The sequence below is a fragment of the Candidatus Brocadiaceae bacterium genome (genome assembly GCA_012728835.1).
Classification (GTDB): Bacteria; Planctomycetota; Brocadiia; order SM23-32; family SM23-32; genus JAAYEJ01.
This window is the reverse complement of the sequence record JAAYEJ010000011.1, coordinates 79881-100642: the sequence shown is the minus strand read 5'-3', so window position 1 is coordinate 100642 and position 20762 is coordinate 79881. Positions and strand designations below refer to the sequence as shown.

At 70.0% G+C, this 20762-nt stretch carries 14 protein-coding genes and 1 tRNA gene; 4 read left to right on the top strand and 11 right to left on the bottom strand.

Going from position 1 to position 20762, the window contains the following annotated elements; all coding sequences use genetic code 11:
• Positions 1–107: 107 nt before the first annotated feature.
• The 8 genes from GXY85_01565 to GXY85_01530 form a co-directional block, all read right to left on the bottom strand.
• The gene (locus GXY85_01565) at positions 108–1499 is read right to left on the bottom strand and encodes a radical SAM protein (GenBank protein NLW49517.1); all 1392 of its coding nucleotides are present in this window, start codon (positions 1497–1499) and stop codon (positions 108–110) included.
• Positions 1496–2845 (bottom strand): hypothetical protein, encoded by a 1350-nt coding sequence (locus tag GXY85_01560; GenBank protein ID NLW49516.1) that lies wholly within the window; start codon positions 2843–2845, stop codon positions 1496–1498. Before GXY85_01560 ends, GXY85_01565 begins: the two co-directional genes overlap by 4 nt.
• Positions 2842–4239 (bottom strand): radical SAM protein, encoded by a 1398-nt coding sequence (locus tag GXY85_01555; GenBank protein NLW49515.1) that lies wholly within the window; start codon positions 4237–4239, stop codon positions 2842–2844. Before GXY85_01555 ends, GXY85_01560 begins: the two co-directional genes overlap by 4 nt.
• Entirely contained in the window at positions 4239–5027 is a 789-nt protein-coding gene (locus tag GXY85_01550; GenBank protein NLW49514.1) for a lysophospholipid acyltransferase family protein, read from the bottom strand. The genes GXY85_01555 and GXY85_01550 overlap by 1 nt, the downstream gene beginning before the upstream one ends.
• A gap of 170 nt (positions 5028–5197) precedes the next feature.
• Positions 5198–5458, bottom strand: a complete 261-nt coding sequence (locus GXY85_01545) for an acyl carrier protein (protein ID NLW49513.1) — start codon at positions 5456–5458, stop codon at positions 5198–5200.
• Positions 5459–5579: 121 nt separating this feature from the next.
• Positions 5580–6842 (bottom strand): beta-ketoacyl-[acyl-carrier-protein] synthase family protein, encoded by a 1263-nt coding sequence (locus GXY85_01540; protein NLW49512.1) that lies wholly within the window; start codon positions 6840–6842, stop codon positions 5580–5582.
• Positions 6843–7178: 336 nt separating this feature from the next.
• Positions 7179–7254 (bottom strand) — tRNA-Arg (locus GXY85_01535).
• A 43-nt stretch (positions 7255–7297) separates the two neighbouring features.
• On the bottom strand, positions 7298–8491 hold the full coding sequence (locus tag GXY85_01530; GenBank protein NLW49511.1) for an MFS transporter: 1194 nt from the start codon (positions 8489–8491) through the stop codon (positions 7298–7300).
• Between the two features lie 212 nt (positions 8492–8703).
• On the opposite strand from GXY85_01530, the gene GXY85_01525 reads away from it, so the two are divergent.
• Positions 8704–9726: a dienelactone hydrolase family protein gene (locus GXY85_01525; protein NLW49510.1), complete on the top strand. Its 1023-nt coding sequence runs from the start codon at positions 8704–8706 to the stop codon at positions 9724–9726.
• 40 nt (positions 9727–9766) lie between these two features.
• Here the strand turns inward: GXY85_01525 and GXY85_01520 are convergent, their stop codons facing one another.
• The 3 genes from GXY85_01520 to GXY85_01510 form a co-directional block, all read right to left on the bottom strand.
• Positions 9767–11713 carry a sialate O-acetylesterase gene (locus GXY85_01520; protein NLW49509.1) on the bottom strand — a complete coding sequence of 649 codons (1947 nt, stop codon included), beginning with the start codon at positions 11711–11713 and terminating at the stop codon, positions 9767–9769.
• Positions 11714–11966: 253 nt separating this feature from the next.
• Complete coding sequence (locus tag GXY85_01515) at positions 11967–12947, bottom strand: hypothetical protein (protein ID NLW49508.1); 981 nt, start codon at positions 12945–12947, stop codon at positions 11967–11969.
• Positions 12948–13050: 103 nt separating this feature from the next.
• Positions 13051–14973 carry a hypothetical protein gene (locus tag GXY85_01510; protein NLW49507.1) on the bottom strand — a complete coding sequence of 641 codons (1923 nt, stop codon included), beginning with the start codon at positions 14971–14973 and terminating at the stop codon, positions 13051–13053.
• 321 nt (positions 14974–15294) lie between these two features.
• Between GXY85_01510 and GXY85_01505 the strand changes: the two genes are divergently transcribed.
• From GXY85_01505 to carB, 3 genes are all read left to right on the top strand, one after another.
• Positions 15295–16227, top strand: coding sequence for an ExsB family transcriptional regulator (locus GXY85_01505; protein ID NLW49506.1), 933 nt, complete (start codon positions 15295–15297; stop codon positions 16225–16227).
• Between the two features lie 63 nt (positions 16228–16290).
• On the top strand, positions 16291–17337 hold the full coding sequence (locus GXY85_01500; GenBank protein NLW49505.1) for a hypothetical protein: 1047 nt from the start codon (positions 16291–16293) through the stop codon (positions 17335–17337).
• Between the two features lie 48 nt (positions 17338–17385).
• Positions 17386–20649 carry a carbamoyl-phosphate synthase large subunit gene (gene carB / locus GXY85_01495; GenBank protein NLW49504.1) on the top strand — a complete coding sequence of 1088 codons (3264 nt, stop codon included), beginning with the start codon at positions 17386–17388 and terminating at the stop codon, positions 20647–20649.
• Positions 20650–20762: the final 113 nt, after the last annotated feature.

The following is a 20762-nucleotide window of genomic DNA, read 5'->3' as shown; positions in this document are numbered from 1 at the left end:
CCTCCGGCCGCCGCCCGCCACGCCTGCCGGCTGTCCGGTGCTCCGGCAGCAGAGCGCGCCCATCGTCCCGACCATCCCCGCCGCCGGCCCGCTGCAGGATGTCCTCCTCACCATCGCAGGTACTCCCCGTAGTCCCGGATGTGACGCCACTGGGGGCGTTCGCCGTTGCGGTTGGCCAGACGCTGAGCGACCTGCAGGACGGGGCGCTGCCAGTCCGCCTGGGTGGACCAGGCCGGCCGGCGACGGGCGATGCCGTCCAGAACGCCCACCGGGTCCTTGCCGAGTCCCTCGGACACGAAGTAGACCGGCTCGAACAGATCCGCGTCCGCGGCGAGCGCTCCCAGTTCACGCGCGATCCTCTCGGCCGGGGTGTCCGCGTAGAGGCGGATGCCGACGGAGGCGAACACGGCGTCCGGCGCCGCGCAGGAGTCCAGGAACTCCTGGGCGTCCTCGACATCCGCAACGTCCTCACCGGGCCCGCCGAAGAGCAGGTGCACGGCGAAGGGAATGCGCGCGTGCGCCGCCGCCTCCAGGCTGACGCGAATCTCGTCCAGGCCGAACGGCTTGCCCATGGCGAGCAGCATCTTGTCGGTGACCGCGTCGAGGCCGAACTCCACGCCGATGCAGCCCGCCTCCGCCATGGCGTGCGCCAGTTCCCTGTCGAAGCCGACGGGGTTGCAGTAGCTCATCCACTGAACCCGCAGCCCCCGCCGGGCTATCTCGCGGCAGATGGCCAGAGCATGGTCGCGCGGCGCGTTGAAGACGCTGTCGGTGAAGAAGTAGTAGCCCGCCCCGGTGGACTGGTGCACCGTGGCGATCTCGTCCACGACGCGCTCGGGGTGGCGGACCCGGTAGGAGCACCCCTCCAGCAAGGGGTAGGTGCAATAGATACAATGGAAGGGGCAGCCGCGCTTTGCCTGCACGCCGACGAAGCCGCCGCGCGACAGGTACTGCTCGTAGTCGCAGTGCTCGTGGGCCGGCAGCGGGATGCAGTCCAGGTCGATGTCGAGCACCGGGGTGGGCGGCCGCGTCTGCCCGCGCCGGATGACGTTCGGCACGGCATCGGGCTCCTCGCCCCGGTCGAGGGCCTCCAGAACCTGCGGGAGGGCCCGCTCTCCTTCGCCGATGATGCCGCAGAAGGCGTCCAGGCGCTCGATCCACCCGCGGCTGGCGGCGGAGAACCCGCTGCCTCCGAGGATCAGCGGCACGTCGGCGGCGGCCCTGACCGTCTCGGCCAATCGGCGGAACTGGTCGAAATAGGACACCGGGTTGCCGTAGAGGCAGTTGTCCAGGTTCCGGATGCTCAGGCCCACGGCGTCATACCCGCCCTCCTGGAGGACGGTCCGCAGGTCCTCGCAGGGCGAGCGGGCGAAGCAGAGGTCGACCAGATCGACCGAATGGCCCGCTTCCTGGAGCGATCCCGCGACACAGAGCGCCCCGAGCGGGGCGACGGGGAACGGAAGCTGCTCCTGGTTGCCCGAGACCATGAGGAACCTCATGAGGCCCCTCCGCCCAGCATCTGCGAACGGATGGCCCGCTCCAGCATGTCGACCTCGCCGGAATCGAGGCAGCCCTCGACCCATGAGAGCACGATGCTCAACCGATCGCCGAACTGGCCGGCGACGATCGCGACGCCCGGTGGGAACGGGACGGGCGGCACGTGAAGGACGTCCCGAATGCGGGCGCCGAGGAACCTCGGGGCGTCCCGGAAGCTGTCCCCGGTGTCCGAGAAGAAGAAGCTGGCCACCTGGCCGGCTGAGGGGCCGTGCACGACGCGGGAGTAGGCGCCGAGCGGCACGCGGCGGAACACCTCCATCGCCTGCTCGAACGAGGCCGGGATGCCGGCGCGCACCTGGCTTCTCATCTGTCTCACGAGCGACGCGATCAGGCCCTCCAGCGACACCATGTCCGCCGGCTCGGCGCGGTAGAACAGGAAGGAGATGCGGTTCGAGCAGATGGGCCCGGCCGCCCCTGCCTTCCGCCGCTCGTGAGGCACGGGCACCAGGAACGCGGCCGGCTCGACCGACCGCTCCGCAAGCACGCCCTGGAGTGCACGCATGCAGACGGCCATGCAGAACACGCTCCGGGCAACCGTCGCGCCTGTACCCTCGATCCTCGCCCGGATGGCGTCCGACTCCGCCCTGTCGAACCGGATTCGCCGGAAGCGGTTGCGACCGCCGGCACCCCCCGGGGCGCAGGGCGTGACCGAGGCCACGGGCAGGCGGCTCACGTCGCCGACGAATGACATGCAATGATGCCACGCAGCACCCGCTGCGCCCGGTGTGGGCGGGCCGGCCGCCGCGCCGTCCGCCCGGGCGGCGTGGCCGAGACCCAACACATCGCGCGTTGCGGGCGATGCGCCGGCCCCGGCGGCGCTGATGTGCTGCAGCAGCAGTTCGGCCCCGTGGGCATCCATCAGTGCATGCTGCCAGAGCAGGACGAGAACGCTCGTGCCGTCCGGCCGGTGCATCAGGCGGAACCGCACGTTGGGCGGCACGTCCGGGCGGAGGTCCTCCTGCGGCGCCAGGGGCGGCAGGTCCGGCCCGACGCCCCAGTCCGCGGGGACCGAGCACTCCTCGATCGGCACGTCCCCCACGTCGGGCGACCATTGCCAGACGGGCTCGCCGGCGGATGCCGCCCGGCCGACGTGCGCGCCCGCCAGCCAGTCGGCCAGCCCGGAGGCCCGGATGGCGGCGCGCAGTCCCTCCGCCTCCGCCCTGCCGTCCAGATGCACGAATGCACGGCAGGTGTTCCCGTGCATCCCGGCGCGGCGCATCTCGTGATCGATGGCCAGAACGAAGTAGTCGCCGCCGGTCAGGGGCTGTTGGCACATCTGAACGGTCATGGTCCTCCCGCCTCGCCGCTCGCAGCCGTGCCGAGTCCGGAGAGTCTCCCAACACACTCGGCGAATGCCCGTACGGAGTGCAGGTTTGCACGCGTCAGCTCCGCTTCCGGCACCTCGACGCCGAACCGCCTCTCAACGAACAGCAGGAGTTCCATGAGACCAAGCGAGTCCAGCCCGACGGCCGCGAACGACGTGTCCTCATCGAACACGACGCCCTCGGCCACGAGCTGCGTCCGCATGAAGTCGCACAGGCTCCGGCAGAGCACGTTCGGTTCCGACGCAGGCCCCCGGGAGCACTCCTCGGCGCATCCGTCCTCCTGCGCCTCTTCGGCGGCCTCACCCGGCACCCAGCAGCAGGGATCGGACGCCAGGTAGTCGCCCGTCAACTGGTAGGCGTTCCCGCGGCAGCCGTAGCAGAGGCCGTTGTAGCGGCAGTTGCGGCAGGGCCCCTTGATCCTCTCATAGACGTGCCGCAGGTCATCGATGACCGGGCTGTTGCGTATGACGTCGGCAAGCCGCTCGCGTCGGATGTTCCCGACGGGGATGGTCACGCCGACGCAGGGATACAGATCGCCGTTGGCCTTGACGACCATGCTGTAGAGGTGCCGCGAACAGCTCAGAGCCACCAGGGGCGGGTGAGGAGTCCACGCGAGGCCGAACTCCTCCCGGTCGATGCGGCAGAGCTCCGCAAAAACCCGGCGGACCTCCGCCGTGGTGACGTGGAGGCTCTCGGTGTGCGCAGCGCGTCCCTGAAGCGTCATGCACTCGAAGTAGGGCGTGATCCCGCGCCGGCGTGCCCATCGCCACAACTGGGGGATCTCGGCCAGGTTCCGGCGGCATATGACCGTCTGGACGCCCATCCCGTGGTTCTCGTCCGGGTAGCCGGCCTCCAGCAGCAGGTTGAGTCCGTTGCGGATCTGATCGAAGGTCCCCGGGGACCCCGCCAGCGCGTCCTGCGTCTGCGGATCGCCGCTGTTGCGCTTCACCACCACGGAGACGCCGCGGTCGTAGAGGAAGCCGGCCAGGTCCCGGTCGATCAGCGTCCCATTCGTGAAGACCTCCACCACGGTGTCCAGGTCGGCCAGGTAGTCGACAAGGCGCCGGAACTCGCGATAGAGGCACGGCTCCCCACCTCCCAGGACCACCATCTTGCGCGCGCCCAGGTCGGTTGCCTGCTGCACCGCATCGACGAGTTCCTCGAAGCGGATCTCGTTCTCCATCGGCTCGCCGGCCTGCGCGTAGCAGTAGATGCACCGCAGGTTGCAGGCACGCGTCATCTCGAGTTCCAGGGAGAGCAGGCCCCCTCTGCGCACAGCGTCCTCGATCTCGCGCGGCGAGAACTCCGTCCCGGCGATCGGTTTCACAGCCGGGGCTCTCACCTCGTTCGCTCCCATCAGGCGACTCCTTCCTCGTCGTCGCGCCAGAAGTCAAAGAAGTTGTGCCACTGAAGGGGATGCTCCCGCAGCACGCTCTCGAGGCGCGCCACGAACCTGCGCGCATGCTCCCTGACGGCCTCGCGACAGCCTCCCTCGTCGGGTGCGAGCACCTCCTCGGGAGGATACCCCACGACGCGGTAGCGGCGCATGCCCTCCCGCATGGCGAAGGCGTGGATGAGCGGAGCACCGCTGAGCGCCGCGAGCACGTACGGCCCTCCCGGGAAGCGCGCGGGCGCACCGAGGAACGGCACCACCACGCCGCTCTCGTCCAGAAGCCGGTCGGCCAGCATCGCAACCACCTCGCCCCGGCGCAGTGCCGCAGTGATGACGGCGACCGTCTCCAGAGACCCGTCCGCGTTGACCAGGTTGAGGAGCCGGTCGCTCCCCGCCCGCTCGTAGACGCTCCGGATGTCGGCCCGTTCTCCCTCGTAGCCGACGATGTTGACGGGCACGTCGAGCGCCCGCAGGAAGTGCCCGGCCGCCTCCCAGTTGCCGCAGTGCGCGCTGATGAGGATGACGCCCTTGCCCCTGGCCAGGGCGGACCGGACGTGTGCCTCACCGATGAACTCGAAACGGAACCAGTCCGCATGGCCCGAGGCGAACGCATAGCGGTCCAGCAGTATCTGGCCGAAGCGGAAGAAGTGGCAATATGCGCCCCAGAGCCGCGACGGCCAGGAGCCCTGGCGGAACCCGATGCGCCGACGGTATGCGGCGGAGGCCCGCCGCGCCGCGGGCGCGAACGCCACGAAGTACGCCGCGACGAATGCCAGGAGCGCATAGGCCGGCCACAGGCCCCCCGAGCGGACGAGCGCGGTGAATGCCCAGTTGCCGGCGACTCCTCCGCGCCTTCTGCCCGTCCAGGAACGAGCGCGACGGCGGGCGGGTACCTGCTCGGCACGGACACCCGGAGTCAAGGTCAGTCCCTTCCTTCCTGACAGCCCACGCGCAACCGTATGTGCCGGTAGATGTCCTCGAGGCTCCGCATGGCACGCGCCTGCTCCTCACTGATCCGGCAGGCGAACTCCCGCTCGAGCGCCACAACCAGATCGACGGTGTCGAGGCTGTCGAGGCCGAGGTCCTCATGGATGAGGGCGGCGGGGGCGAGCACGCCTTCCTCCAACTCGAAGCCTTCGACGAGCAGCTTGTTCACGCGCTCAACCACGTCCCGTTCCGGCATTGCCGCCAGTACCTTTCACTGTTCCACGCCTCTGCTGTCCGTGGCCGCGAGGACCCGCGCCCCCGGCCCGAGCACCTCACTGATGCACGTGCGCGGTGGCCGGTTCGGATGCACGGGCTCGTCAGCGGCCCCTCCACGACCCGACTCCCGCGAAGTCCAGCACGAGCGAGGCGTTCGTCCCTGAAAAGCCGAACGAGTTCGAGAGCACACAACGCACCCGGTGCGAGAGCGTCTCGGCCACAACGTTGATCGGCGGGCAGTCGCCGTCCAGGCGCCCGAAGTTCAGGTTGGGCGCAATGAACCCGTCCCGGGCCATCAGGCAGGCGTACAGCGCTTCACTCGCCCCGCCCATCCAGCACTCATGCCCCGTCATGGACTTCGTTGACGAGACAGGCACGTCCGGACCCAACAGGGCGGCAATCGCGCCCGCCTCGGCTCGATCGCCCGTGATCGTCGACGTCGCGTGCGCGTTGACGTAGTCGATGTCCTCGGGGGAGACCCGGGCGTCCGCCAGGGCCGCTTCCATGGCGCGCAAGGCGCCGTCTCCGGTGGGCCTGGTCAGGTGGCTGCCGTCCGAGGCGAAACCGTAGCCCCGGACCAGGCCGTAGATCCGGGCTCCGCGCTTGCGGGCGTGCTCCAGCTCCTCGAGCACCAGGCACGCGGCGCCGCCGCTGGGGACGAGGCCGTCCCGATCGGCATCGAAGGGCCGCGAGGCCCGCTCCGGGTCGTCCTGCCTCAGCGAGAAGACGCCCAACGCGTCGAAACTGACCATCGACTCCCAGTTGGTCTCCTGAGCGCCGCCCGCCAGCACGATGCTCTGCAGGCCCGACCGGATCAGCATGAGCGCCTGGCCGATCGCGTGCGCCCCGCTTGCACAGGCGGCGCTGACGGTCCAGTTCGCGCCCTGCGTCCCCAGGAGCGGGGACAGGTTCATCGTGACCGTGGAGTTCATGCCCCGGAAGATGTGTCCGCCACCGATGAAATGCGTCTCGCCCTGCTCGCGCACGATGTCGACGGACTCGACGACGGGCTTGACGGTGCTGTCATTGCCGAAGACGATCCCGCACCTCGGGTTCTGCAGGTCCTCCGGGGCGAGGCCGGCATCGCGCAGCGCATCCCGGGTGGCCGCGCAGGCATACTGTGCGGGTTCACACATCGTGCGGAGCATCTTGCGCGAGAGTCCCCAACGGGCCGGGTCGAAGTCGGCAATGCGCCCGGTCAGCGCCGACCGGAAGCCCCTGCGGCGGCGCTCCTCGTCAAGGACGATGCCGGACCTGCCGGCCTGGAGAGAGGAGGAGATCGCGTCCAGGGTGTTCCCGATTGCCGTCACAGCCCCCAGGCCCGTGACGGCCGCAGCCCTGTTGTCCGAACCTGCGCCAGTCATGCGTATCCCTCGACCGGTTGCCCGCTGCCCGGTGCCGACGCACCGGCCTCGAGGATGCGATCATCGCGGCACGGGCGCCTCTGCTCCGGGGACCCAACGGCGCCCGAGACTCACTCCTTCTGCTTCCGCTCCGAGCAAACTACGCCCACCGCAGACCGACGCGCGGTTGTCGGGGGTACACGCAAACCCGTCCTGCGCAGGGCACCGCGCCGGATGGCCGGCCAGGACGAGTCGGAATCATAGCACAGCGTTGGCCGCAGTGCAACCCGGAACGCGACTGGTCGGCCCCCCGTCTGGGTGGGCGAGAGCGGGCTCCACTGGCCCCCGCGTACCCGCTGGCGCGCCGGGAGGGATTCGAACCCCCGACCGGCGGATTAGAAATCCGCTGCTCTCTCCCCTGAGCTACCGGCGCGCCGTCGGCAGGCCCCCGACTATAGCACAAGCCCGGCGGGGGCTCAATGGCTGCCGCGTCCCACGCCCGCCGCCCGGCCCTCCGACCAGGTCTGCCCGGCCAGGAGAAGGGCCGCCAGGACCATGGACACGGGGCAGACGCCCAGGGCGGCCCGCAGGCCCCAGCGGGCGGCCAGCAGGCCGACGCCCGCCGGGATGAAGCCGAAGGCCAGGATGCCGACGCTGCAGACCATCGCCAGCAGCACCGAGGACCCGGCGCCGATGCGGCTGACCGCCAGCGCCACGACCCCCGGCCAGAAGCAGGCGATCCCCAGGCCCGCCGCCCCATACAGCACGATGGTGACCGCCGCATGGTCCACCAGCACCACGCCCAGGGAGGCCCCGGCCCCGAGCACGGCCATCACCAGCATGATGCGCAGCAGCGGCGCCAGGCGCGTGGCCGCCCCCGTGCCGAATCGCCCGACCGCCATCGCGACCATGAAGACCGCCAGGGCCGCCGAGCCGACCTTTGCCGACGTGCCGTATTCGTCCTGAAGGAAGCTCGGGCCCCAGTAGACCATGCAGCCCATGGCGCCGGCCGTCAGCAGCATCACCGCCGCGAGCAGCCAGAAGCGCGGGTCGGCCAGAATGCCGCGCACCGTCAGGCGGCGCGCACCGGCGGCCGACGACGATGCGGGATAGCGGCCCAGCCGGAACATGGCCATCACCAGGATGGAGGGGATCGCCAGCAGGGCGAACGGCGCCCGCCAGTCGACGCCGGCGTCAAGTGCTGCGCCGACGGCCAGCGAGGAGATGACCACGCCCACCGGGTAGAAGCCGAAGATGGCGTTCACGCGGCTGTCCACCGACTGCGGATAGAGGTCCGAGACCAGGGCGCCGTTAAGGGCCTCCAGGCCGCCCAGGCCGATACTCGTGACCATGACGCCCACCAGCAGGCCCGCCAGCCCCGTGCTGCCGCCGACGACGAGCATGCCGACGGCCGCCAGCAGCATGGCGGCCGGCAGGATGAGGCGCTTGCCCCAGCGGTCCGCGAGGAAGCCCGCCAGAACCGTGATGATCCCCAGGGCGACCGACCGGGCCAGGACCAGCGCCCCCTGGGCGCCGTAGCCGAGCCCCAGGTCGGCGCCGATGGCCTTCAGGGATACCGCCAGCAGCGTGGGCGTGCTGGCATAGACCAGGAAGGAGGCGCACACGCTGGCCGTGAGCCAGCGTACGGATGGTGGCCGCTGTTGCTCCATGGGGACCGCCGCGACAGAGGGACGGGGGTGCACCACTTGTAACCGAGACGCCTGCCCCGTGTCCAGCGCCGAGGCCGGGCCCGCGGCATCCGGACGGGTCCGTTTCCCTGCGAGGTTGCCCCGCCGGGCGATCTCTGGTAGCCTGCCCCTTCGTCGCAGGGAAGCCCCGAAGCCCCCGGCCGGCGCGGCCGCACCAGGAGCAGGAGCCGTCCATGTTTCGCGATGTGGTGTTGCAGGATACCCGGCCCGACGAGTGGCCCTTGATCCGCGAGCGGATCCGTGCCCGCGTGATGTCCTCGATGGGGACGCCGCCGGACGTGGCCGTCGAGCCTGCCTGGGAGCCCGCGGAGGAATACGAGGACTACGGGCTCCGGCACCGGAAGATCCGCGTCCGCGTCATGCCCGACGAGTGGGCGCCGGCCGTGGTCGTCCTGCCGGACGGGGTCGATGAGCGGACCCCGGCGCCGGCGGTCGTCGTCTGGCATGGCACCGACACCGTGCACGGCAAGTACAACGTTCTGAACCCGACCGAACGGCCGCGCCGGGCCTACGCGATCGATCTGGCGCGGAGGGGCTTCGTCACCGTGGCGCCGGATATCTACGAGTTCGGCGAGCGGCTGACGGGCGGGCGCGACCTGTCGGAGGGCGATATCCGCACCCGCTACATGGCCTCCATGGCGAGGCTCCACGACGAGTATCCCGAGTGGTCGCTGGACGGGCGGCGGCTCTGGGAAGGCCGCCGCCTGCTGGACGCCCTGGAGACGATGCCCTTCGTCGCTCCGGGCGGGTTCGGCACCATCGGCAACTCTTTGGGCGGCCGCATGGCCATCTTCCTGGCGGCCTTCGACGAGCGCATCGCGGTCGCCGTGCCCTCGACGGGCGTCAGCCCCAACCTGACCAACGTCTATCGGCTCGTCTCGGGCCATCCGGCCACGCGGTCCAGTCCGCGGTGGATCGAGCACATGCGCGAGGCGCACGGGACGATGCTCTACGACTACCAGGACATGGTCGCCCTGTGCGCGCCCCGGCCGCTGCTGCTGCTGGAGCCGTTCAACGACGCCCATAACCCCTACGCGGACGCCAACTTCCAGTGTTACGTGCGCGGGCAGCGGGCCTACGCCCTGCTGGGCCGCCCGGAGTGCTTCTGCACGCTGACTCACGGCGACGGGCACGACACGGTGGACGACGTGCGCGAGTTCGCCTATCGCTGGATCGCCCGCTGGCTGCGGCCGTGACCGCGCCGCCCGGGCATCCCCCGGGCACGGACGCCCGGGGCTATCCGTTGTTGAGACGGCGGCGCTTCCGGGTGAGGCCGGGCCATCTGTCCGTCCGGAAGGGCCAGGTCGGCAGGCCCGCCCTGTTGTAGAGGTTGCCGTCCGTGTTGGCGCCCCAGCCGTAGCGCACGGCCGCCGGCTTCGGCACGTCCTCGCTCCACACCACCACCGACCGTCCCACGATCCTGGCCTGTGCCCACACGAACCTGCGGTCGGGGCCGGCGATGGCGAAGCCCTTCAGCTTGCCTCGCTTCGCCACGAGGCCGCCGTCCACGTGGTCGAAGCTCAGCCGCATCGTGCCGCCCACGCGCCGGTACGACCTGTAGATGGGCCCCGAGTGCGCCGGCCGCTTGCGGCCGTACGTCGTGCCCAGGAGCGCCAGCGCGATGCGCCGCCCGAGTTCCTGCTTGTTGAGCGGATGCACCTCGTTGACGCCCCCGATGTCGATGGCCACCGTCACCGACACGCGCGGGATCGTCAGAGCCCTGAGCTGCGACTCGCGCAGTTCGGCGTACGCGCTCTCGACCGGGAAGCGGTCGAGCGGGCCGTAGTTCTCCTGCTGGACTACGTTGAACCAGAGGTCGGGCCGGCGCCACTGCCGGCGCCAGTCGCGGATGAGCATGGCCAGCCGCCGCCGATACTTGAACGCCTGCCGCAGGTTCGAGGCGCCCTGGTGCCATACGGCGCCTCGGATACCATAGGGAATCAGCGGGCGGATCATGCCGTTGAAGAGCGCGAAGGGCGAGTTGCTGGTGCCGGGCCCCCAGGGCGGCAGGTCGCGCATGACCGTGATCCTGCCGAAGTTGTGCTCTACCTTGCAGCGCCACGTGCCGGCCAGCGAAATTCCGCGCGCCCGGGGCGCGTCGGCGGGGCGGATCGTCATCTTGTCCCACCCGCCGCGGAAGCCGCCGTCGAAACCCCATGAGTAGATGCGTGTGGCGATCACGTTGAGGCCGGGCTTGACGAGCGCGGCCGGCACGGTGTACTCGCGGTCGCGGCACCAGGCGTCGTCGTCCTCCTTGCCGATGCCGCCCACCCTGACGTTGTTGAAGTAGGTGGTGTCCGTCTTGTCCAGGGCGCCCAGGCCCAGCAGCAGGTCGCGGCCGGCCCACTTGCGGGGGATCTCCACCTCCTTGCGGAACCAGAGGACGCCGCTGAAGTCCATGCCCTGGGCGTTCCAGTAGCCGGGCGCCGTCATCTCGCCCCAGTCGGAGCAGTCGGCGCCGGGCGCCGCCCAGCCGCGCCCGTGGCCCACGTTGCCGGGGTCGGCGGGGTAGTACTTGTCGGGGCCGGCGGCGACGATGGCCCTGTATTCGGCCAGCCGCCGCTCGAAGTCGGGCAGGCTCTTCTCATACTCCTCCACTTCCCGCCCGCACTCGGGGTCGCCGAGGAGTGCCTCGCGGCTCATCCACGCCTCGATGCGCGTGGCACCGAGCGAACTGTGGATCAGCCCCACGGGCACGCCGAGCTTCCGCTGCAGCGCCCGCCCGAAGAAGTAGGCGGCGGCGCTGAAGGACGCGACGGTCTCGGGCGCGCACACCTGCCACGACGCGTCCACGTCGAGCACCGGCTCCACCGTGGCGGCTATGGGCACGGAGAAGAGGCGCACATTCGGGTGCCGGGCGTGCGCGATCTCACGCTCGGCGTTCTTCGCCTCGCTGACCCGCATCTGCATGTTGGACTGGCCGGAGCAGAGCCACACCTCCCCGACCATGACGTTCCGCACGGTCACGCTCGACGAGCCCTCGACGACCATCGTGAACGGTCCGCCGGCCGCCAGGCGCGGAAGCCGCGCCATGAAGCGTCCGTCCGGGCCGGCCACCGCTCGGGCAGTGGCCTTGCCGACGCGGACGGCAACCTTCTGCCCGGGCGAGTCGCAGCCCCACACGCGTGCCGGGACGTCGCGCTGAAGGACCATGTTGTCGCTGAACAGCGCATGAAGTCGCATTGCGCATTCTCTCCTGGGGAGTACGGGTCCGACCGCCGTGCAATCTACCGGCGGCGGGGCCGGCCGTCAATGACAACCGCCGGCCCGCCGGGCGGGGGCGCCGCCACACACGGACGCACACGGACGGCCACGGACGCACACGGACGGCCACGGACGCACACGGACGGCCACGGACGCACACGGACGGCTACGGACGGGCACGGACGGCCACGGACGGGCACGGACGGCCACGGACGGGCACGGACGGCCGGGGCTATCGGCGGGGGCTTCCGGCGGCAATCCGGGCGGCCAGGTCGCTGCACTTCAGCCAGGTGACCCGATCGCCCCAGGCCTGCCGGATGCGGCGGCCGACCTCGTCGAGGATGCGCAGGCCGGTTTCGCGGCCGTTGGAGAAGAGGCTCTGCCAGTGGCTGTGGAAGACGATCGGTTCGCCGGCCTGCAGGAGCTCCGCCAGGCGGCCGCCGGCGCCGTCGTCCGTCAGGAACCGGTCGGCGACGGAGCGGACGCAGGCATCGTCGGTGCGGGCCGTCTCCATCGTGTTCCACAGGTAGTCGTCGCAGCGCGACCAGAGGCTGACGAGCCATGCGTCTCCGTCGCGCCAGACGACCTCCGAGCGGGGCTCGACCGTGCGGGTGTCGGTGTGGAGGAAGTACCAGGCGCGATCGCGCCCGTTGACCTCCTTCATGGCCGTGCGGATGGCGATGCGGTAATCGGGTTCGACCTCGCGTCCGAAGTCCCAGGGCGAGGTCACCCCGGTGGCCTCCAGGCCCGCTTCCTTGAGGATCTGCAGGGCCTTTGCGATGTAGGGGGTGAGCGTTTCGTGGGTCTGGTGGGAGGCCCAGTCGCGCTCGTTCTCGTCCAGGGGGTCCATCGTGTCGAGGTCGACGGCGCGGGCATGGGTGAGTATCTCGGGGGTGATGTCGAACTGCGGGGCGATGCGTTCCCGGGCGACGGAGAGCCAGTCCTGCAGCCCCCGGCGGTCACAGCCGGGCCAGCCCTCGGTGATGGGGCCGAGTGCGGCGGGCACGGGCAGGACGCTGAACTTGCCGCGCAGGCCGTGCCGCTCGACCACGTCGGCAAAGCGCCGGATGAAGTCCACGGGCACGTCGCGCACGACCGGCTCGCCGGACTTGAGCACGGCGGTTCCGTCGGCGGACCGCGCGGCGACGTGCCACCAGTAGACGTTGACCAGCGGGGCGGGGTCGTCCACGATGAAGCTGATGGGCAGGCTCATCGGCTGCTCCGAGCGAGAGGACTGTGCGAACGTCCTTGTACCGCGTGCGGGGCGGGCGAGTCAACCGAACGGGGCTGTCCGGCCCGGAGCGCAGGCGCTGCCGTCAGAACTCGGGGACGGCTCCTCCGGAGATCATGCGCACGGCGGTCGAGAGGCCGCCGAGGGTGATCTCGCTGACGATGTAGGCGATGAAGAAGACGCGGACGGTGCGCAGTTTCTGGCCGCCGGAGAACTTCATCAGGAGGGTCTTGATCAGCCAGCCGAGGAAGAAGGGCACCCAGATGCGCTGGGCCGCGTAGCTGTTGCAGGCCAGCAGGCCGATCGGATGGATGGGCCACCAGTAGAAGCGCCCCCGCATGAGCATGATGAAGCCGGTCAGGAGGAAGCCGAAGGCGAACGAGCCCGGGTAGAAGTGCATCTGCTGGCGAGGCTGCTTGATGATCGCGTGGGACCAGTCGAAGACGTAGCGGGGCACGTTCATGGTCGCCCAGGAGTAGGCGAAGTTGACGGCCCCGACGCCGTAGGCCATCTTCAGGAACATGTACGAGGTGACGACGATCGCCACCACGAATCCGCACATGATGGCGGGGACCAGCAGACGCTTGCGCCGGCCGATGGCGTCGGAGATGCGGAAGACGTCCATGGCGACGGGCATGAGCATGATGTTGGAGCCGTACATCAGCATGTTCTCGTGGGCCGTCATCAGCACGGCGCCGCTGCCGGTGAGCGCGCCCGTGGTGCTGTGGATGGTCTCCTGGATCCACCACATCGGACGCGCGATGTAGAGCCCGCCCTGGGCCGTCACGCGGGCGTAGGCCAGGAACCAGCAGAACAGCAGGGCCATGCCGTAGGCGGCCACCCAGAGCGGCACGTCGTAGTACATGTGCCAGCCGATACAGAAGGCCATGGCGAGCAGGAAGCCCCAGAACGCCCAGAAGTAGCTGACGGGTTCCGAGGCGTCCTCGTCTGTGCGGGAGAGGAAGAGGGCCTTCTTCAGGACCGTCCACAGATGGCGCCGTGCGACGTAGAACATGCCGATGACGAACACGAGGTTCGAGCCCAGTTGCTGCCACTTCATCAGCTTGCTGTAGGTGCCTCCCTGGGCGCTGGTGATGTTCAGGCTGTGGGCGACGCGCAGTTCGACGCGGCTGAACAGGAAGAAGAACCACACGCTCAGCGAGACGTCCGCCGGGACGAGGTATCCGAACCCGATCGCCGTGAAGTTCAGCGTGATGTCGTGGAAGTTCATCAGCTCGAACGGCGTGCCTGAGAAGATGCCGGCCAGCGGCAGGGCCAGGTCCCATCGGCGTTCGGCGTCGAAGAACAGGGGCACCGCGCGCAGGAAGCGGAACCCGACGCTCACCAGCAGCCCCATGAGGAACGCCCGGTTGCCGAACAAATCCGGCAGCAGGCCGTCCCGCGCACTCCCCTCGGTGAACTCCAGGGGAATGCGCGCCAGGGGGAACATGAGGCGCTCCACCTCCACCCACTGGCGCCTCAGGATCGCGCACAGAAGCAGCACGGCCAGGAACATCGGCAGGTAGAAGACCGACCAGGCGACGATCGGGCGCACCCACATGCGCCACGGGACGCGTCCCTCCCGGGTCCCTTCGAAGTACTGCAGGGCGGCGACCGACTTCGGGTCCTTGCTCAGCACCAGGTCCTCGCTGATCACCGTCAGCGAGCCGGTGTCTTCCCAGTGCAGGTCCGCCCGGCGCGCCATGTAGGGGCCGCCCGCCAGCACCGAGTACCAGAACGCCCCCAAGCCGTCGCCCGGCACGACGCAGGCGCACAGGACCATGGCGTAGACGACCATCAGCTCCGCCCGGCGGAACGCCCAGCCACGCCGCACCAGGCCGATGAGGGGGTTGAGGCCGACGGTCAGCAGGACCAGCACGAGCACCGCCGCAGCGGGCAGGGTGGTGCCCGTGATGCTTCCGTAGGGGTGGACGACGCCGCTGTAGACCTCGACGAGGCAGACGACGACGATGGCGAGCAGCCCGATCGCGAATGCGCGCCAGCTCACGCGATGACCTCCGCAGGGGCCCCGGGGGCGGCCTCGATGGATGCCGGGGTACGGAACAAGGACTCTACGCACCACGGGCCCTGCTGTCAAGCGGCGGCCGGTGCTCCGGCGGGCGTGCAACCCGAACGCACACACGGACGGGCACGGACGGCCGGAGGGCCGCAATCCCATGCCGATCTGTGACTTGCGTCCCGGCGGCGAATGCGATACCATCCCCGGGTGAATTCCCGCGCGGGCGGTGCACCTCGTGGGCCCATCGCCGCGCCCTCGGAACCCGTGAGACATCCGCTTGGGCCGCCGGTGTACCTGCAGGAGACAGCGATGGACGACCGGGCATTTGTGGACGAGCAGGTCGCTGAGATCCGTGACACCGTGGGCGACGGCATCGCCGTGAACGCCCTCAGCGGCGGCGTCGACAGCGCCGTCTGCACCGTGCTCGGTCACCGGGCGCTGGGAGAGCGGCTCAAGACGTTCTTCATCGACAGCGCGCTGATGCGCGAGGGGGAGCCGGAGCGCGTCGTGGCGGTGTTTGCCGGGATGGGCATCCCCGTGACGCTCGTGGACGCACGCGCCGAGTTCCTGGGCGCCCTGAGGGGGGTGACCGATCCGGAGGAGAAGCGCCGGGCGATCACCGAGACGTTCTACTCCCGCGTCTTCTCGCGCATCGTGCGGGAATCGGGCGCACGGTTCCTCATTCACGGCACGATCCTGACGGACATCGAGGAGACCGTCGCGGGCGTCAAGCGCCAGCACAACATCCTGTCGCAGGTGGGGATCGACCCTCAGGACGCCTACGGCTACGGCGTGCTGGAGCCCCTGAAGACGCTGCGCAAGGACGGCGTGCGCCGGGTGGCCCGGCTCGTGGGCCTGCCGGCGGAGATCAGCGAGCGCATACCGTTCCCCGGCCCGGCGCTGGCCGCGCGCATCGTCGGCGAGGTGACCGAGGAGCGCCTGGATGTCGTGCGGGCGGCCACGGCCGTCGTGGAGGAGGAGCTGGCCGACAGCGGGGCGTTCCAGTACCTGGCCGTCCTTCTGAACGACAAGGCCACCGGCATCCGGGACGGCAGGCGGGAGTTCGGCCGGATCATCGTCGTCCGCTGCATCGAGAGCGTGGACGCGCGGACGGCAACGCCCACTCGGCTGCCCTGGGAGACCCTGGAACGGATCTGCGCGCGCATCACGAGCCTTCCGGGCGTCAACCGGTGCCTGTACGACCTGACGCCGAAGCCGCCGGCGACCGTCGAGTATGTCTGAAGGCGACCGTGCGGTCGGCGTGGGGACCTTCCGAAGCGTCAACAGAGCCGAGAGCGAACAGAGATGGACGGATACATTCTGCTGTCCGACGGCACCCGTCTGAACGGCCGACTGGCCGGCGAGGCGAAGGTGGCCCGGGGCTGGGTGGTCGCCAACACGGCGGTCGTCGGCTTCCAGGAGATGGTCACCGACCCGGCGTATCGCGGTCTGCTGCTGGCCTTCACCTATCCGGAGGTCGGCAACGTGGGGGCGGCGGAGACCTTTGCCGAATCGCCGCGGGTGCAGCCGGCGGGCCTGGTGGTCAAGGTGCTCAGCCCGTGCCGCAGCCACTGGCGGGCCGAGGAGGACTTCGCGGCCCTGCTGCAGCGCAATGGCGTGCCCTGCCTGACCGACGTCGACACGCGCGGCCTGGCCGTCCACCTGCGGGAACACGGCGAGATGGCCGCGGCCATCGCGCCGGCCGGGGAGGATGCGGACGCCCTGCGCCGGTCGCTGGCGGGAATGGAGCGTCCGGCATGCGCGCCCGGCGGCGGGTGCGGGGATGCGCAGGGCGACGGGCCGGCGGCCGCCGTGCTGGACCTGGGCATCCGGCGTTCGGAGCTGGCGCAGCTTCGGCAGGTGTGTGCGCCCGTGCTGCACGCGGCGGACGCCCGTGCCGACGAGGTCCTGGGCGGGGGGCCGGCCGCGGTCTTCGTCAGCGACGGGCCGGCCCTGGCGCGGCCGCCTGAGGCGGCTGTGGAGGCACTGAAGGGCCTTCTGGGCCGCGTGCCCGTCTTCGCGTGGGGCCTCGGCCAGGTGGCGCTGGGCATGGCGCTCGGCTGCGCGCTGACGTTCCTGAGGCGCGGCCATCACGGGGTCAACTACCCCGTGCGCTGTCTCGCCGACGGCGCGACACTGGTGACCGGACAGCGGCATACCGTCGTGCTGGAACGCCGGAGCGTGTGCGGAAGCGATCGGGCGGAACTGCTGTGGGAGAACGTCAACGACGGCACGGTGGAGGGGATCCGTTCGGCGGACGGCACGGCGACGGGGATCCAGTTCATGCCGACGGCGCCGCTGCCGGGCGAGGTGAGCGCGCACGTGCGGCGGTTCATCGAAGAGATCAGTTGACCGTGCGCCACCCTGCGCGCGGCTGTTCGTGAAGGACTCGACGCGGCCATGCCCAAGCGAACGGACCTGAAGAAGATACTGATGATCGGCAGCGGCCCGGTGGTGATCGGCCAGGCCTGCGAGTTCGACTACAGCGGGAGCCAGGCGTGCAGGGCGCTGCTGGAGGAGGGCTACGAGGTCGTTCTGATCAACAGCAACCCGGCCACCATCATGACCGACCCGGTCATGGCCCACCGCACCTACGTTGAGCCCATCACGGCCGAGGTGATCGAGAAGATCATCGCCCGGGAGCGGCCGGACGCCGTGCTGCCGACGCTGGGCGGGCAGACGGGCCTGAACGTGGCCGTGTTCCTGGCGCGCGCGGGCGTCTACGAGCGCTACGGCGTGGAGGTCCTCGGGTGCGATCCGGACGGCATCCAGACGGCGGAGGACCGCGAGGAGTTCAAGGCCGCCATGCTGGAGATCGGCCTTCAGGTGCCCGCCAGCGGCATCGCGCACACGGTGGACCAGGGCATGGACGTCGTGCGGGAGATCGGCCTGCCGGTCATCATCCGGCCGGCCTTCACGCTCGGCGGCACGGGTGGCAGCACCGCCTACAACCTGGAGGAGGCGCCCGAACTGCTGGCCGCCGGCCTGAGCGCCAGCCCGGTCAACGAGGTCCTGGTCGAGCAGAGCGTGATCGGCTGGAAGGAGATCGAGTTCGAGGTCATGCGCGACTGCGCCGACAACGTGATCATCGTCACCAGCATGGAGAACGTGGACCCGATGGGGGTTCACACCGGCGACAGCGCCGTGGTGGCCCCCGCCCAGACGCTGACGACGGCCGATTACGCGCGCTACGTGGACTCCTGCCGGCGGATCATCCGCCGGGTGGGCATGAAGGGCGGGGGCGTCAACGTCCAGTTCGCCGGCGATCCGCACAGCGACGCCATCGTCGTCATCGAGGTCAACCCGCGCCTGTCGCGCTCCTCGGCCCTGGCCAGCAAGGCCACGGGCCTGCCCATCGCCCGGGTGGCCACCAAGCTGGCCGTCGGCTACACGCTGGACGAGGTGCTCAACAACGTGACCGGCAGCACGCATACGCTGCAGGAGCCCACGGTGGACTACTGCGTCTACAAGGCCGCGCGGTTCACGTTCGAGAAGTTCCCCCAGGCCGCGCGCGTCATCAACACCAGCATGAAGAGCGTCGGGGAGAGCATGTCGATCGGGCGCACCTTCAAGGAGGCATTTCAGAAGGGCCTGCGCTCGTTGGAGATCGGCCGCTACGGATTCGGAGCCGACGGCAAGGACCCGGTCGAGCCCCCCAACGAGCAGACGATCACCCAGAAGCTGGCCGTCCCGAACGACGAACGGATCTTCTACATCCGCCATGCGCTGAAGGCGGGCTTCACCGTCGAGCAGATCCACGACCTGAGCAGGATCGACCGCTGGTTCCTGGAGAACTTCCGGGAGCTTGTGGAACTGGAGCGGCGGATCGGCGAAGCGACGCGCGCCGGCGGCCTGAGGGCGCTGCCCGAGGAACTGCTGCTGCGGGCGAAACGGTGGGGCTACAGCGACCGCCAGATCGGCGCGCTGGCCGGCTGCCGGGAATGGGCCGTGCGGCGGCGGCGCGAGGAACTGGGCCTGCTGCCCGGCTACAAGCTGGTCGACACCTGTGCGGGCGAGGTCGACCCCGAGCGCCCGTACTTCTACAGCACCTATGAGCAGACCGACGAGTGCCGTGCGTCCGCCCGCGACAAGGTCATGATCCTCGGCGGCGGGCCGAACCGGATCGGGCAGGGCATCGAGTTCGACTACTGCTGCGTGCATGCGGCCCTGGCCGTTCGCGACGCGGGGTTGGAGGCCATCATGGTCAACTGCAATCCCGAGACCGTCAGCACGGACTACGACACGTCGGACCGGCTGTACTTCGAGCCGATGACGGTCGAGGACGTTCTGAACATCGTGCATGCGGAGAAGCCGCGGGGCGTCATCGTGCAGTTCGGCGGCCAGACGCCGCTGAACATCGCCGGGGAACTCGAGTCCCACGGCGTGCCGATCCTGGGTACGAGCTGCGCCAGCATCGATGCCGCCGAGGACCGGAAGCTCTTCCGGCAGCTCCTGGACGACCTGGGTCTGAAGCAGGCCGCCAGCGGCACGGCCGTCTCCTACGAGGAGGCCCTGGCGCTGGCCGAGAAGATCGGCTATCCGGTGCTCGTGCGCCCGTCCTACGTGCTGGGCGGCCGGGCCATGGAGATCGTCTACGACGCCGAGGAACTCCGGCACTACGTCGCCGAGGCCGTTGTGGCGTCGCCGGAGCGGCCGATCCTGGTCGACAAGTTCCTCGAGGACGCCATCGAGGTGGACGTCGACGCGGTCAGTGACGGCCGGATGGTCGTCATCGGCGCCCTCATGGAGCACATCGAGGAAGCCGGCATCCACAGCGGCGACAGCGCGTGCGTGATCCCGCCGCAGACGCTGCCGCCCGCCATCTGCGAGGAGATCGCCCGCCAGACCAGGGCCCTGGCGACGGGGCTGAACGTCGTGGGCCTGGTCAACGTGCAGTACGCCGTGCGGAACGGCGAGGTGTACGTCCTGGAGGCCAATCCCCGCGCCTCGCGCACCATCCCGTTCGTCTCCAAGGCCATCGGCGTGCCGATGGCACAACTGGCCACGCGCGTCATGCTGGGCCGGACGCTCGAGGAACTCGGCTTCACCGAAGAGGTGCACGTGCGGCACGTGGCCGTCAAGGAAGCCGTCTTCCCGTTCGCTCGGTTCCCCGGCATCGACACGCAGCTCGGGCCGGAGATGCGGTCCACCGGCGAGGTCATGGGCATCGCCGACGATTTCGGGATGGCCTTCGCCAAGGCCGAGCTGGGCGCCGGCTGCGAACTGCCTGTCGAGGGCACCGTGTTCTTCAGCCTGCGCGACCGCGACAAGACGGCCAAGGCCGCCGCGGCCGCCGCGGCCTTCGCCGAGATGGGATTCCGCCTCTGTGCCACCGACGGCACGGCCGCGTGGCTGGCCGGCCAGGGGCTGGAGTGCGAGCGGGTCAACAAGGTCCGTGAGGGGCGGCCGCACATCGTGGACCGCATCATCAACGGCGAGGTCGCCCTCGTGATCAACACCCCCAGCGGCAAGCACCCCCGGCGCGACGAGGTGGCCATCCGCAGCACGTCCTGGGCGCGGCGCCTGCCGATCATCACCACCGTGAGGGGCGCCACGGCGGCCTGCCAGGCCATCGCCCGCATGAAGCAGTGCGCGATGGACGTCAAGACCCTGCAGGAGTACACGATCGACACCCACGGACAGGTGACCGCGCCGCGCGTGTGAGGCGGCTGCCACACGGTTCTTTGACTCGGCCTTTGTCGTATCCTAACCGTCCGGCGCGACGATGAAGGGCATCAAGCGTCCTGTGGTCAGGGAGCCGCCATGGCCCGAGAAAG

Excerpts from the sequence above, each read along its gene's own strand:
- GXY85_01565 (NLW49517.1), bottom strand. The coding sequence starts at position 1,499 with ATGAGGTTCCTCATGGTCTCGGGCAACCAGGAGCAGCTTCCGTTCCCC.
- GXY85_01560 (NLW49516.1), bottom strand. The coding sequence starts at position 2,845 with ATGACCGTTCAGATGTGCCAACAGCCCCTGACCGGCGGCGACTACTTC.
- GXY85_01555 (NLW49515.1), bottom strand. The coding sequence starts at position 4,239 with ATGGGAGCGAACGAGGTGAGAGCCCCGGCTGTGAAACCGATCGCCGGG.
- GXY85_01545 (NLW49513.1), bottom strand. The coding sequence starts at position 5,458 with ATGCCGGAACGGGACGTGGTTGAGCGCGTGAACAAGCTGCTCGTCGAA.
- GXY85_01540 (NLW49512.1), bottom strand. The coding sequence starts at position 6,842 with ATGACTGGCGCAGGTTCGGACAACAGGGCTGCGGCCGTCACGGGCCTG.
- GXY85_01530 (NLW49511.1), bottom strand. The coding sequence starts at position 8,491 with ATGGAGCAACAGCGGCCACCATCCGTACGCTGGCTCACGGCCAGCGTG.
- GXY85_01525 (NLW49510.1), top strand. The coding sequence starts at position 8,704 with ATGTTTCGCGATGTGGTGTTGCAGGATACCCGGCCCGACGAGTGGCCC.
- GXY85_01520 (NLW49509.1), bottom strand. The coding sequence starts at position 11,713 with ATGCGACTTCATGCGCTGTTCAGCGACAACATGGTCCTTCAGCGCGAC.
- GXY85_01515 (NLW49508.1), bottom strand. The coding sequence starts at position 12,947 with ATGAGCCTGCCCATCAGCTTCATCGTGGACGACCCCGCCCCGCTGGTC.
- GXY85_01505 (NLW49506.1), top strand. The coding sequence starts at position 15,295 with ATGGACGACCGGGCATTTGTGGACGAGCAGGTCGCTGAGATCCGTGAC.
- GXY85_01500 (NLW49505.1), top strand. The coding sequence starts at position 16,291 with ATGGACGGATACATTCTGCTGTCCGACGGCACCCGTCTGAACGGCCGA.
- carB (NLW49504.1), top strand. The coding sequence starts at position 17,386 with ATGCCCAAGCGAACGGACCTGAAGAAGATACTGATGATCGGCAGCGGC.